This window comes from Erysipelatoclostridium sp. DFI.2.3 (genome assembly GCF_019132535.1).
GTDB lineage: Bacteria > Bacillota_I > Bacilli_A > Erysipelotrichales > Erysipelotrichaceae > Clostridium_AQ > Clostridium_AQ innocuum.
In genome coordinates, this window is the sequence record NZ_JAHOOJ010000005.1 from 201,181 (window position 1) to 215,596 (window position 14,416).

Genomic DNA, 14,416 nt, shown 5'->3' on the forward strand with positions numbered 1-14,416 from the left:
ATGGAGAAGTGGTGGAATGAACGCTTTATTAACCGCAGGGACTGGATTCTGGATCATTTAAAGGATTTGAGTCTAACCATTGAGGAGACGATGGTGGTGCTGATGATTGATTTTATGAATGAGCATCAGATACCGATCACACACGGTATTCTGGCAGATAAGCTGAAGAAGGATTCCGATGAAATTGATGATATCCTTTCTCATTTAAGTGCCAAGGGGTATCTGGCTCTGCAGTTTCAGAATGGGAAAATCCTGTTTAATATCGATGGCGTTTTTGCGGATAACAGTGAAAAAAGTCTGGCGTTTGATCAGTCCTTATTCGATCTGTTTGAATCGGAGTTTGGCAGACCGCTGTCACAGATGGAGCTGCAGCGCATGGCCGACTGGCTGAAGGACTATGAGCAGAAGCTGATCTGTTATGCGCTGCGCGAAGCGCTGACCTACGATCACAAAAGCTTTGATTACATAGAGCGTATACTGGTGGAATGGAAAAACCGCGGTATGACTGCTGAGAAATACGAAGGGGGAGAGCGCTGATGACAACGGACGAAATTCTGGATATTCTGGAAGAGATGTTCCCCGATGCCCATTGTGAGCTGGAGCACAGGAATGCATTTGAATTGCTGGTAGCTGTTGTATTGTCAGCACAGACGACAGACGCTGCAGTCAATAAAGTAACGCCCGCCCTGTTTGAAGCCTTTAAAACGCCGCAGGCAATGGCGGAGGCAGATATACATGACATTGAGGATAAGATTCGCAGAATCGGCTTGTACCGCAACAAGGCGCGCTCTATTCAGAACCTCAGCAGATCACTGCTGGAATCCTTTAACGGCGTTGTGCCGGAAAGCATGAAGGAGCTGACCTCTCTGGCAGGGGTTGGTCGTAAGACTGCCAATGTTGTTCGCAGCGTCTGCTTTGATATCCCCAGCATTGCGGTGGATACGCATGTGGAACGTATTTCCAAGCGACTGGGGCTTGCCAAGGTGCAGGACAGTGTGGAGGTCGTAGAACAGAAGCTGAAGCGTAAGCTGAAGCGGGAACGCTGGAACCGGGCACATCATCTGTTTATCTTCTTCGGACGATATTTCTGTACGGCACGAAATCCGAAATGCGAGGAATGTCCGTTTAAGGAGTTTTGTAAAAAGGATAAGCTGGAAGCATATCGAAATTCCAAAAAGTCATAAAACGATCCATTGCGGGTCGTTTTTTTGAATAAGATGAAATACTATGGAAGTATAATGAGACATGGCAAGCTAACGGCATTGCTGCTCTGATCTTGGATGCAGGTGGATTAAACGCTGTGTGTCCCAGACAAGCATGGTGTACGCGTTATGCATTTCTGTTTGAAAGCAGAAAGAAAAGGATGATTCCACATGAGAATCACCCTTTTTTAAACATTATCTGCATTTATTGTGCAGGCTTTAAAACCTCTGTCAGGGCAGCGTTTACTTTAGCTGTCTGTTCATCGATCTGTGCCTGTGTGGCATTTGCATCCCCATATACTGTTTTTGCGACATTTAATATACTTTCAAATTGTAGAATACTTTCTACCGTATAGGAGTTGCGATTGATGGCGTTTCCTTTGTTGATTGCTTCATTTAATGCATCACGACTGATTACCGGCTTCTGTACCAGCGTGTTGATGGCATTGTTCACGGCAGAGGTTTGTGCATCAATTTGTGCCTGTGTGGATTTTTTATTGTCATAGACTGATTTTGCGCTGTTTACAGCAGCGTTTAATGCATGGATGCTCTCTGGTGTATACAGAGAGGTATTGATGCCTGCCGCCTTGGTAAGGGCAGCATTCAGACTGCTCTTATTTGCGCTGGATACCAGACCGTTCAAGGCTGCCTGCAAATCTGCCTTCGCCTTATCAATATCCTCCTGTGGAGCCATATCATCCTTTAGAATTTTTTCCGCAGCTGCAATTGCCGCCTGCAGCTTGCTGTAGGTTTCCGCCGTATAATCAGAAGATTTCATACCCTTGGCAGAGCTTACTGCAGATTTCAATGCCTTATTGTTTGTTTTGGAATTAGCGATTGTTAATGGATTGTTCTGCTTGGCAGTTGCCAGCCATTCGGACTTGATCATACCGCCGCCATAGCTGCTGATGCCGCCCGGACTGGATATCATATGCTCATTTCCGGTTGCGATGCTGTCCAGCATATATTTGTTGATCCAGCCCGGAATATTGGCATTCAGTATTTCTTCGCTGATATATGTAGGCTTGCCCTCAATACCGCTGTCAAAGCCGCTCCACGTAGCGATGGTGTATTCGCTTGTGTAATTGATCATCCATTCATCCTTCATAGGGCCGCCATACTTCCAGGCATCATCCGCCCAGTCACTCGTTCCGGTCTTTCCATATACCGGATAGGCACCAAAGCCTAAACGGCTCATTAAATTCCAACCACTGTCTTTCCCGAAAATTGCACGGTAAAGCAGATCGCTGGTCATGTAGGCAGCCTGCGGAGATAGCGGCTGATGTGTTTGAACCTTTGCCTTGATGGTTTTATCTTCGTTTTTGTATACGATTTTCCGTACCATATGCGCCTCATTGTAGGTGCCGCCATTTGCTAGTGTCGCATAAGCCGCTGCCATTTCGGTAGGGGAGGCCATCATACCGGAAGCCCCTATGGAATACTGAATATCCATGTTCTTTGCGACATCCGGATCAAAGCCCATTTTCTTGGCATAGCTGATCATTTCATCATAGCCAACGCGATTTAACAGGGCATCAAAGGTTTGTACAGCAGGGGTGTTCAAAGACTGTGCAATCGCACGCTCCATGGATACCTTGCCATTGTATGAACCGTTTGCATTGATAACATTCCAGTTACCGAAGCTGATTGCCTTGTCTACAAATACACGGGAGGTACAGTAACCAATCTTATCAAAGGATGGAGCGTAATCAAAGATCGGTTTGATACTGGAACCAGGCTGATGCGGCTCACGGAAACGGAAATGCACCTGACCGTCTGCGGATTTGATGTCGGTTCTGCCTGCACTCACAGCGATAACTTCACCGTTTTTGTTATTCAGAACAGTAAAGCCGATTTGATAATACTTGTTATCGGTTAAGCCGACGACCTTTCCGCTGGATGCCTTGTTCGCGGCCTTTTGTGCATTGATGTCCAGTGCTGTGTATACCTTCATTGGCGTGGTAGCCGGATCAACCCCGTATTTATCGATGATTTCATCCGCCGCCGCACGCACGTAGTCCTTATAAGGGTCCAGTTCAGCAGCATCCGGCTCTCCGGCAACCTGAAACGCCAGCTTTGTTGCTTTTGCCAGCTTGTATTCTGTCTCTGTTATGTAGCCGTGATTCAGCATCTGATACAGTGTTTCATCCCGCCGCTTCATTGCCTGCTGATAGTAATTGTCACCATCGATGATGCCGTTGTAGGGATTGTTGCTGTTTGGCGCATTGATAACGCCGGCGAGGAAAGCACTTTCCGACAGGTTCAGATCCTCTACATTTTTGCCAAAGTAATATTGTGCACCTTTTTGGATTCCACGGGTATGCTGCCCGAAGTTGATCTGATTCAGGTATCTTGTCATGATGTCTTCCTTGCTCAATTCGTCATCCAGACACATGCTCAGATAAATTTCCTGAATTTTGCGTTCGATTTTTTCCTTGGTGCTGAAATATTTTCCTTCCTTCTGCATCTTGTCTTCCACAGGCTTCATGATGAAATTGTCGACCGTCTGCATGGTCAGCGTAGAGCCTCCCTGTGAAAGGTCACCGGATTTCATATTGTTGAATGCGCTGGAGATAAAACGGGGAAGGTCAAATCCGTTATGAGAATAAAAACGGGAATCCTCAATAGCCAGAAAAGCATCAATTGTTGATTGCGGAACCTGTTCATAGGTGATGTTTTCGCGGCTTTCTTCTCCCAGCTCTCCGATGATTGTCTTTCCGTCACTTGCATAGAATACAGACGGCTCGTCACTTTTCATCTTTTCTACCATTCCATCAGGATCAGCCTTATGTGCGATGTGGTAAAGCAGATAAGCACCTGTCCCGCTGCCAAGTAAGGCGATTGTCAGAAAAGCAATGATAATGCCGTTGACGATTTTACGCCCTCTGCTTAGCTTGCCTTTGTTTTTCTCAGGCTTCTTTTTACGATTGGCAGAGTCTGCTTCCTCAGCATCCTCACTGACAAGCATTTCCTCATTCAGTATGTCCGTGTTGACAGCTTCTGCCGAAACAGGCTCCTGCACAGCTTGCTCTGATAAAGGTTCGTCCTCAGAAGCGACGTCTTCTTCCAGGCTTGCTTCTGGAGTGTCCTCTGCAGGGATAGCTTCTTCATTCAATATATCCGTTTCGACAGCTGCTGCCGAAACAGGCTCCTGCACAGCTTGCTCTGATAAAGGTTCATCTTCAGAAGCGACGTCTTCTTCCAGGCTTGCTTCTGGAGAGTCTTCTGCAGGGAAAGCTTTTCCATTCAGTATGTCTGTGTCGACAGCTTCTGCTGAAACAGGCTCCTGCACAGCTTGCTCTGAAAAAGTCTCATCCTCAGAAGAGGCGTTTTCTAGGCTTGCTTTTGGAGAGTTTTCTGCAGGGATAGCCTCCTCAGAAACGGCTGTATCTGCAGAAGCATTCTCTGCGGTGTTGAAATCAGACGGCATTCCTTCTGCACCAGCTTCTGTCTTTGCAGCTGCTGTATCGGATACTTCTGTTGTGGCTGACGTTTTTTCTTCATCAGTATCATTTTCCGTCGCTTCAGCTTTCGTATCAGCGTCAACTGGGGCTTTTTCTGTATCCTGTGCAGGTTCAGTCTCCAATGCTGTCTCAACCGGTACTGCTTCCTTTTCCTGTGAAGCTGACGTATCAGCTTCCGTGGAGCCTTCCATTTTCACAGAAGCCTGTGAATCCATGTCATCTGTTGTTTCTAAGGTGTCCTTTGCTTCTGGTTGCTGCGGTGATGCATTCACATCAACCGTTTCCTCGTTTGGATTTTGTTCCATATGATTTTTCCTCCTTGAAGTACAGGGCATCGACGTTATCAAGATAACATAATCTCGGTGTCAGACCCATACGGATAAGGGAACCTACTTCCTTCACTTTCATGTAAGATATCGATTTGCGTTCTCCCTCATAGTACATGTCAATCAGTATTGCGGCATCGATCAGATAGGTTTCTTCGAAGCAGGTGAAACGGATAATGAAAAATCCGATTCCTCCATGCTGTATCACCTTTTTTAAATGCTCAATCTGATGTGGATGAATGCTTTTGAAGGGGAACGAGGTCTTCTGCCTTGTTTCCTTTGCTTCAAAATCGATAGCTCTTCCACGATAGATACCGTTGTAATCTGTTGTACTTGGTGTTTTATAATAGGCTTCCGTAATTTTGGCGGCACTGCGCTCAGGGTAATCAACCTTGACAACCTGTATCGGTGTCGGCTTCTTATGTATCAATGCACGATCGCAGCTGCAGTAATATGCATTGGAATCATTCAAATCATTCTCCAACGACATCCCTCTTCCCATGTGGTTATCCTGGGCTTTAACGGCTGGTGTCGGCATCACTTTTCTATTTGGATATCCTATCACATTTATCACCTTTTTCTATTATATACAAATTTCCTTCTTATTTCTACTTTTGCGGGCAATGTTGTTGGAAAAATTTACTTTTATAAAGGTAAAGAATAAAAGACAGGATCATAAATCGATCCTGTCCTGCTTTATGGTGCCGGTGTTTGATTATTCTGGTTGTTCTGGGTGTTGTCCGAAGGAGGTGTTGTACCGTTGCCGTTGTTTGCGTCGCCACCGGTATCCGGCGGTGGTGTGGTTTGCACAGGGGAGCTGATACAATTCTGCACAGCTGTATTGATGGCAGCGGTCGCCGCATCAATCTGTTCCTGCGTACTGTCCTTATTCGCAAGCACACTGTTACCGCTGCTGATTGCACTTTGCAAAGCCGCAACCTTATCGCTTTGATATTTGGTGGTATCCACATAGCCCTGCGCACTGTTCAGGGCCGAGCTCAGTGCCGAGGTATCCGTCTTCGGTGTTTCCTCTTTCTTTACAAGTCCCTGCATGGCGGCTTCCAATGCACTTCGTGCCGCATCGATTTCCTCCTGTGTTGCCGCAGAGTTCGCCATCACTTTTCGTGCCGCATCCAGAGCTTCCTTCAGCTTGGCATAGCTTTCCGCCGTATAATCATCTGCATTCATGCCTGCAGCACTGGATATTGCCGCTTCCAGCTTGCTGTTGGTGACATTCGCATTTTGTTCTGTCATCGGGTTGTTCTTTGCTGCCGAAGAGAGCCATTCGGTCTTGATCAGACCGCCGCCATAGGAGCTGATGCCATCCGGCTGTTGAATACGAACAGCGTTGGAGCTGATGGTATCCAGCATGGATTTGTTGATCCAGCCGGGGATATTTGCGTTAATCATATCCATTGTGAAATATGCGCCTTCCTTTGCTGCATCAAAGCCTGACCAGGTCGCGATTGTGTATTCGCTTGTATAATTTATCATCCATTCATCCTTCATTGCGAGAACGGGAATACCGTATGCCACACCCAAGTCGGCCCAGTCACTGGTACCTGTCTTACCATAGACAGGATAGGCGCCGAAGCCAAGGGAACCCATCAGGTTTTCACCCTTTGTTTTGCCGTTTACTGCCTTGTACAGCAGATCACTCATCATATAAGCTGCCTGCTCGGACATGACGCGCGTTTTCTTCGGCTTGTTGTCGAAGGTTCTGGATTCATCCTTATATTCCACCTTTGTGACCATGTGCGGTTCAATATAATAGCCGCCATTAGCCAGGGCTGCATAGGCAGCTGCCATTTGCGTCGTGGAGCCCTTCATTTCCGCACCACCGATGGAATACTGAAGACTGAAGGCATCGGCAACCGAATCACTGAAGCCTAAATTCTTTAGATACTGAATCATTGCATCCTGCCCTTCACTCTCCAGAAGAGCCTGCAGGGATTGCACGGCAATCGTATTCAGGGACTTGGATACAGCACGCTCCAGGCTGACCTTTCCATAGAAATTGCCATCGGAGTTCTGTACAGACCATCCGGTAATATTCAGCGGCTTATCCTCCATGACACGGGAGGTAGCCCATCCCAGCTTATCAAAGGTTGGCGCATAATCCAGCAGCGGCTTGATGGTGGAGCCAACACTCTTCGGCTCTGTATAGCGATTCAAATAGGTCTTGGATTCCACATCGCCGCGGCCTCCGGAAACGGCGACGATTTCGCCGGTCTGATTGTTTAAAACAGTGAATCCGATTTGGAAATTGCTGTCCGAGAAGAATTCGACAGACCTACCGCTGGATAATTCATTGGCATGATCCTGTGCATGGATATCCAGGGATGTATAGATTTTCATGGGAACAAGTGCAGGATCCTCTCCGGTAAGCGCCTGTACTTCCTTCGCAGCTTCATATACATAGTCGTAATATTTATCAGAGCCGGCAGATGATTTTTTCTTCTCTCCGGTCAGCTGGAATGCCAGCTTTGTGCTTTTTGCCAGCTTGTATTCGGTTTCCGTAATATAGCCGTGCTTCAGCATCAGATTCAGTGTTTCATCTCTACGCTCACTCGCATACTGATAGAAGTTATCACCGGTGCTCTTGTCGTAGCCACGGTAGGGATTATAGCTGTTTGGTGCGTTGATGACACCGGCCAGAAAGGCACTTTCCGTCAGATTTAATTCCTCAACATTCTTACCAAAATAATATTCAGCACCCTTTTGAATACCGCGGGCACTGTCACCGAAATTGATTTCATTCAGATACTTCGTAATGATTTCTTCCTTGGACAGGTCCTTTTCCAGACTCATACTCATGTAGATTTCCTGTACCTTACGTTCTACTTTTTCCAACGCGGAATATGTCTTGCCCTCTTTTTCGGCCTTTTCCTCTTCCGGCTTCATGATGAAGTTGTCGATGGTCTGCATGGTCAGTGTGGAACCGCCCTGTGCAAAGCTTCCGGACTTTACATTGAATAAAGCACTGGAAATGAAGCGGGGAAGGTCGAATCCGTTATGGGAAAAGTAACGGGAATCCTCGATTGCCAGAAAGGCATCGATCGTAGACTGGGGAATTTGCTTGTAGGTGACATTTTCCCGGCTGACACCGCCCCATTCATAAATTTTCGTACCGTCTGCCGCATAAAATGTCGATGGCTCCCGATTGACGATTTTATCCGCCATATCATCCGTATCCACAGAGCCGACAATCGTGCTCAGCATGAAGAATACGGAAACCCCTCCGACCAGTACCAGTGCCAGGAAAACGATGACAATGCTGCGGAATATCCTTCCACCGCCCTGGCCTGACTTCCTGCGGACTGCCTTTGGCTGTTGCTTTTTATCCATATGATGTTTCCTCCTTGTCGTATCGAATGCACACGATCAGTGTGTCAGATATTTAAAGTTATGATTGTGTCATTTACACATCCTATATCATAATCTACTATAAACAATTTTACAAACGATTTCCACCGCTTTAAGAAAATCGTTTGAATTTTCACATAGAAATCACATCGTCCCACGCTTCCACAGTGTGCCTGCGGCAACCTTATAATAATACACGTGTATGTCGAAACGTAGGAAAGTGTGCGTTTGTGTAATTTTCACTTGCTTTTTTCTGGAAATTCTGAGAAACTATGTAAGTGGAAGGTGAAATTCATGGAAAAAAGATTCAAGCTAAAAGTGGAAGATGTATTGAATAAACAGTTTAATATAGATTTCAAGGGATATTCATCTGTAGAAGTGGATGAGTTTCTGGATCTTGTCATCAATGATTATCAGGAATACGATGCCATGATTGAGAATCTGGGGGAGCGTCTGCAGGAATATGAAAAGCAGATTGCTGCCATGAAGGCGAAAATCATCGAGCTGGAAGGGAAACAGGGAGCTGTTCAGGAGGAAAGCGCTGCTGCAAATGGCAATGTGGATATTCTGAAGCGTCTGACCCGGCTGGAAAACGCGGTATTTGCCAGTAAAAAATAAACTGCTTCTTCTGCGGCAGTCGCTGGCCGTAAGGTCAGAGGAAAGTCCATGCTCGCACATTCTGTGATGGATGTAGTGTTTGTGCTGGATGAAACGATAAATCCAGGCAGCGTAAGCTGACGGCTGGAGAAGGCCTGTGGTGAAAGCTATGGCGGACTCCTTTAAAAGTGCCACAGAGACGAGCTTTTCGGGAAACCGGAAAGATGGAACGGGTAAACCCCGCAAGCGAGAAACCCAAATTTGGTAGGGGAATCTGATCACGGCGAAACGAAGCCAGTGATCGGAACGTGGAAACACGTAGATAAATGACTGCCACTTTCGCAAGAGAGTACAGAACATGGCTTATGCAGTGGAAGCAAGCAGCGAAGGCGCGTCCTTCGCTTTTTCATTTCTCTGAGTATTCGTATGCAGGAAAAATGTCTTTTACAGGCCTGCATAAACAAGCAAAGCGCATGCTGGATAAAGCGTACGATGATGAGATATTTCCATGTATCCTTTTTTCGTGATTCCGGTATGAAAATGAGAGATTTATGGGATAAAAAAGTGAAAGACGAATTTTGTGAACGTTTCATTTACATTAAAGAATTTGGCTGATATAATAATAGAGATTATGAAAACTGTTCATACTGATATGTGACAGATTGATATATATAAAGAGGTGCTCTATGGAAGAAATCGGTAGACTGTTAAAAGAGAAAAGATTAGAGCTGGGCCTGACCATCGAAGAGGTGAGTGATCAGACACGCCTGACTCAGAAACATATAAAAGCGCTGGAGGAAGGAAACATCAGCTTTTTTCATGATGATCTGTCTTATCTGCGCTTCTTTGTAAAGTCCTATTGTGATGTGCTCGGACTGGATTTTGAGGATATCAAGGATGAACTGCGGAAGGATGTCAATGACTATACCATGACCTTTACGACTTCGGCACAGATCAACCATGAGGAAATTGAAAAGAATATTGCAAAGTCGGAAAAGCTGAGCAAGGTTTCCACAGCGAATGTAAAAACGAGGCAGAAGCGACGGTTTCGCAAGCCGGATATGTCTCTGGTATCCCTGATTGCCATTGTGGCAGTCGTGGCAATCGTAATCATGTTTGCGTTTGTCGTATTTCTGAAATCGGATGCCGGTAAGGGGAAAACAGCGAATAATGCGCAGCCAACTGCACCGGAGCAGACGGAAAACGGTACGAATAAGTATCCGAGCAGCGACGAAAAGAAAGAGGAAGAGGGACAGCAGAAGGAAGAGGAAAAGGAAATCAGTATATCCAAAACCGATGCGACCCATTACACCATTGAAAATCTGAAGGACGGGGAGGATCTGAAGTTTGAAGTAACCTTTGCAGGAAGCTCCTCCGGATTCAGCGCCAGTGTTGACGGCAAGGTGCTGGATGAGCCAAAGGCACAGGTATACGAATACAAATCCTCTGCAAAAGGAACAGTGAAGGCGAAAAAGGGCATGAAGCTGGAGCTTTATGTCGGCTATATGTATAATACACAGTTAAAGATCAATGACAAGAATGTAAAGCTGGATGATTCCATTGTGAATTCCAGCGGTGCCATCACACTGGAGTTTACGATTGCGGGTGACAGTGATGAATCTTCCAAATAAGCTGTCGATGTTTCGCATCGTACTGGTTCCGGTTATCGCCTGTATCTATCTGTTTACAGATTTGCCGGAGGCCTTTGGTGCTGATGTGAGCGGTGAGCATATTGCTGTCAGCATGACGGCACTGCTTGTACTGATTCTGTTTGCAATCGCGAGCTTTACCGATTACTTGGATGGACATATCGCAAGAAAGCACAATCTGATTACCTCCTTCGGGAAATTTATCGATCCGATTGCGGATAAGCTGCTGGTGAATACGATGTTCATCCTGTTTGCAGTGGACGGTGTGGTACCTGCGGTATTTGTGCTGATTATGATATGGCGGGATATGATTGTGGATGGACTGCGTATGAATGCCAGTGCCAAGGGCAAGGTGGTTGCTGCCGGTATGATGGGCAAGGCGAAAACGGTGCTGCAGATGTTCGCCATCATCTTTCTGCTGTTGAACAACCTGCCGTTTGCGTTTGTATCCCTTCCTGTCGCTGATATTCTGTTTTATGCGGCAGTGGCGGTGTCGGTGGCAAGCGGAGCGGAGTATTTCCTGAAGCTGAAGGATATCGTCATGGAGACAATGTAAATATGAAGGCATTGATCGAACGCCTGAAAAAGGACAGGCTGACCATTGGCAGCTGTGAGAGTCTGACTGCCGGTCTGTTCGCAAGTACAATAGCAGAAGTCAGTGGTGCTTCTGCTGTTTTAAAAGGTGGTATTGTCACCTATTGGACCGAATGCAAGGTCAATGTTGTGCATGTGCGTGAAGAAATTGTAAAGAAATACGGGGTTGTCAGTGCACCCTGCGCAAAAGAGATGGCGGAAAAGGCAAGACTGCTGCTGGATGTCGATCTGTGTGTATCCTTTAGCGGTAATGCAGGGCCGGACACCATGGAGGGGAAGCCGGCAGGTCTGGTTTATTGTGCGATTGCAGACCGGCACCGCTGTGAGGTTTATGAATTTCATCTGACGATGGAGCGCAATGCATTGAGAAAAAAACTCGTTGAGGAAATGGGAAAGCAGGTCATCCGTTTTCTGGATGCATGCTGATTCCGTAAATATAATTGGAAAAAGGAGAAATGAATGGAAAAAGAGAAAAAGTCCCAGGATAAGGACACAAAGAAAAAGAATCTGCTGGATGATACATTAAAGCAGATTGAAAAACAGTTTGGAAAAGGCTCCATTATGAAGCTTGGAGATCGTGCTTCTGTGGAAATCGATGCTATATCCTCCGGGTCCATCAAGGTGGATGAGGCATTGGGAATCGGTGGATATCCGAAGGGGCGAATCGTGGAAATCTACGGTCCGGAGTCCAGTGGTAAGACAACGCTGGCTCTGCATGCCATTGCGGAGGTACAGAAAAAGGGCGGACGCGCAGCCTTTATCGATGCGGAAAATGCCATTGATCCCACCTACGCCAAGAATCTTGGTGTCAATATCGATGATTTGATTCTTTCCCAGCCGGACAGCGGAGAGCAGGCGCTGGATATTACAGAAATGCTGATCAAGAGCGGTGCAATCGATCTGGTTGTTGTCGATTCCGTTGCGGCACTGGTGCCGCAGGCTGAGCTGGACGGTGAGATGGGGGATGCAAATGTCGGCTTGCAGGCCCGTATGATGTCCAAGGCCATGCGGAAGCTGAGCGGTATTATGAACCGCAGTGAATGTACGGCTATCTTTATCAACCAGCTGCGAGAAAAGGTCGGCATCATGTTTGGAAATCCGGAAACGACGCCGGGGGGAAGAGCGCTGAAATTCTACTCCTCTGTACGTCTGGATATCCGACGCAGTGAGGCCATCAAGAACGGTACGGATATCATCGGTAACAAGGTGAACGTCAAGGTTGTAAAGAATAAGGTTGCACCTCCGTTTAAGGTTGCACAGATTGAAATTATGTATGGTGAGGGAATCTCGTATGTGGCAGAGCTGCTGGATCTTTGTGTGGATCATGATATCGTTATGAAAAGCGGAGCATGGTTCTCCTATAACGGCGAGAAAATCGGACAGGGCAAGGAAGCTGCCAAGACCTTTATCAAGAGCAACCCTGCACTGATGGAGGAGCTCGGCGCAAAGCTGCGAGAGAAAACCGCACCAAAGAAAGCTGAAGTAAGTGAGGAGAAAAAGGAGGAAGCATAGGCTTCTTCTTTTTCTGTAAATATGGAAACACTTACATAAATTCACGCATTTTTGTGAAAAGTGCGCTTTTTTGTTGAGAAAAATGTGAAAATTATGTACAATATAATACAGAGAGAAAACTCTCTGAGAAAGACGAATGGAGGAATTGTGGTATGGATAATCCACTTATCATCTTTTTGTCTGTGTTGACAGGTCTTGCCATTGGTGTGGTAATCATGGTGATTATCTCCAAGGCGGGTTTAAATAAAGATCAGCAAAAGGCATCCATGCTGTTGAAGGAAGCGGAAACAAAAGCCGATTCCATGGTAAAACAGGCAGTGCTGGATGGTCGTACACAAGCTCATGAATTAAAGATTGCGGCTGAGAAGGAAATTAAGGAACGCAAGCAGGAAGTGACCGATATGGAAAACAAACTGCTGCGCAGAGAAGACAACCTGAATTTCCGTGATGAAACGTTGACCAGCAAAGAAAAGCAGATCGATGTGAAGAGTGCGCAGTTAGCTGACAAAATGGCAATGCTAGATAAAAAAGATAAAGAATTACAGGAAAAAATTGATGTGCAGGTAGAGGAGCTGGAGCGTGTTGCTTCCCTGACAACTGCCGAAGCAAGAGAAGAACTGATGGCCATCACAGAAAAGCGTATGGAAAAAGAAACGATGGCATATATTAAAGAAAAGGAAGAGGAAGCGAAGTCCATTGCGGACGAAAAGGCACGCAATATCGTCGCCCTCAGTATTCAGCGGATTTCCTCTGATGAGGCGGTGGATCGCACCGTATCCGTCGTATCACTGCCAAGTGAGGAAATGAAGGGAAGAATCATCGGTCGTGAAGGTAGAAATATCAAGGCGATTGAACAGGCAACCGGTGTTGATCTGATCATTGATGATACTCCGGAAACAATTACCGTTTCCTGCTTTGACCCGATTCGAAGAGAGGTCGCAAGACTGGCTCTGGAGCATCTGATCAAGGACGGACGTATTCAGCCTGGACGCATTGAAGAGGTGGTACACAAAATCAAGAAGGAAATGGATACCAATATCATGAAGACCGGTGAGGATACCGTCTTCAAGCTTGGCATCGGCAGAATCGATCGAGAAATCATTCGTCTGATCGGACGTTTGAAGTATCGTTTCTCTTATGGACAAAATGCACTGCAGCACAGTATGGAGGTTGCCCACCTTACCGGTATGATGGCAGCAGAGCTGGGCTTGAACCAGCAGCTGGCAAAGCGTGCAGGTCTTCTGCATGATATCGGAAAGGCACTGGACTTTGAAGTCGAGGGCAGTCATATCGAGCTGGGCTACAAGTTCTGTAAGAAGCATGGGGAGCGTGAGGTTGTCTTGAATGCCATCCAGTCACACCATGGGGAAGTGGAACCGCAGTTCTTGATTTCCAATCTGGTTATCGCAGCGGATACGATTTCCGCAGCCCGTCCGGGTGCGCGCTATGAAGCCCTGCAGAATTACATCAACCGTCTGGAGGAGCTTGAGAAAATCACGAAGTCCTTCGATGGGGTAGACAGCGCCTATGCTATTCAGGCAGGACGCGAGGTTCGCGTAATGGCGGTGCCGGAGAAGATGGATGATCTGGGATGCCATAAGCTGGCCCGTGATATCAAGGATAAGATTGAAGCTGAGCTTACATACCCCGGACAGATCAAGGTGACGGTCATTCGTGAAACCAGAGCCTGCGAACTGGCGAAGTAG

The 14,416-nt window shown here is 46.6% G+C and carries 11 protein-coding genes and 1 other RNA gene; 9 read left to right on the forward strand and 3 right to left on the reverse strand.

From position 1 onward, the window contains the following. Both KSZ58_RS07390 and nth read left to right on the forward strand, forming a co-directional pair. On the forward strand, positions 1-537 hold the full coding sequence (locus tag KSZ58_RS07390; protein ID WP_008817363.1) for a DnaD domain-containing protein: 537 nt from the start codon (positions 1-3) through the stop codon (positions 535-537). Further along, positions 537-1,184: an endonuclease III gene (gene nth, locus KSZ58_RS07395; RefSeq protein WP_009269183.1), complete on the forward strand. Its 648-nt coding sequence runs from the start codon at positions 537-539 to the stop codon at positions 1,182-1,184. The genes KSZ58_RS07390 and nth overlap by 1 nt, the downstream gene beginning before the upstream one ends. Positions 1,185-1,407: 223 nt before the next feature. Here the strand turns inward: nth and KSZ58_RS07400 are convergent, their stop codons facing one another. The 3 genes from KSZ58_RS07400 to KSZ58_RS07410 all read right to left on the reverse strand — a co-directional run bounded on the left by KSZ58_RS07400 (position 1,408) and on the right by KSZ58_RS07410 (position 8,340). Beyond that, positions 1,408-4,971, reverse strand: coding sequence for a transglycosylase domain-containing protein (locus KSZ58_RS07400; RefSeq protein WP_022300707.1), 3,564 nt, complete (start codon positions 4,969-4,971; stop codon positions 1,408-1,410). Further along, the gene (recU, locus tag KSZ58_RS07405) at positions 4,940-5,494 is read right to left on the reverse strand and encodes a Holliday junction resolvase RecU (RefSeq protein WP_002608880.1); all 555 of its coding nucleotides are present in this window, start codon (positions 5,492-5,494) and stop codon (positions 4,940-4,942) included. Before recU ends, KSZ58_RS07400 begins: the two co-directional genes overlap by 32 nt. Positions 5,495-5,688: 194 nt before the next feature. Then, positions 5,689-8,340 (reverse strand): transglycosylase domain-containing protein, encoded by a 2,652-nt coding sequence (locus tag KSZ58_RS07410; RefSeq protein ID WP_009589085.1) that lies wholly within the window; start codon positions 8,338-8,340, stop codon positions 5,689-5,691. A gap of 312 nt (positions 8,341-8,652) precedes the next feature. On the opposite strand from KSZ58_RS07410, the gene KSZ58_RS07415 reads away from it, so the two are divergent. The 7 genes from KSZ58_RS07415 (at position 8,653) to rny (ending at position 14,416) form a co-directional block, all read left to right on the forward strand. Beyond that, positions 8,653-8,976, forward strand: coding sequence for a DivIVA domain-containing protein (locus KSZ58_RS07415; RefSeq protein ID WP_008817359.1), 324 nt, complete (start codon positions 8,653-8,655; stop codon positions 8,974-8,976). 7 nt (positions 8,977-8,983) lie between these two features. Then, positions 8,984-9,326, forward strand: an RNA gene (gene rnpB / locus KSZ58_RS07420) — RNase P RNA component class B. Positions 9,327-9,641: 315 nt separating this feature from the next. Further along, the gene (locus KSZ58_RS07425) at positions 9,642-10,586 is read left to right on the forward strand and encodes a RodZ family helix-turn-helix domain-containing protein (protein ID WP_008817358.1); all 945 of its coding nucleotides are present in this window, start codon (positions 9,642-9,644) and stop codon (positions 10,584-10,586) included. After that, the gene (gene pgsA, locus KSZ58_RS07430; RefSeq protein ID WP_009589082.1) at positions 10,570-11,160 is read left to right on the forward strand and encodes a CDP-diacylglycerol--glycerol-3-phosphate 3-phosphatidyltransferase; all 591 of its coding nucleotides are present in this window, start codon (positions 10,570-10,572) and stop codon (positions 11,158-11,160) included. The genes KSZ58_RS07425 and pgsA overlap by 17 nt, the downstream gene beginning before the upstream one ends. A gap of 2 nt (positions 11,161-11,162) precedes the next feature. Continuing rightward, complete coding sequence (locus KSZ58_RS07435; RefSeq protein WP_009269180.1) at positions 11,163-11,624, forward strand: CinA family protein; 462 nt, start codon at positions 11,163-11,165, stop codon at positions 11,622-11,624. Between the two features lie 33 nt (positions 11,625-11,657). Further along, the gene (recA, locus tag KSZ58_RS07440; RefSeq protein ID WP_008817355.1) at positions 11,658-12,710 is read left to right on the forward strand and encodes a recombinase RecA; all 1,053 of its coding nucleotides are present in this window, start codon (positions 11,658-11,660) and stop codon (positions 12,708-12,710) included. 152 nt (positions 12,711-12,862) lie between these two features. Further along, the gene (gene rny / locus KSZ58_RS07445) at positions 12,863-14,416 is read left to right on the forward strand and encodes a ribonuclease Y (protein ID WP_002608887.1); all 1,554 of its coding nucleotides are present in this window, start codon (positions 12,863-12,865) and stop codon (positions 14,414-14,416) included.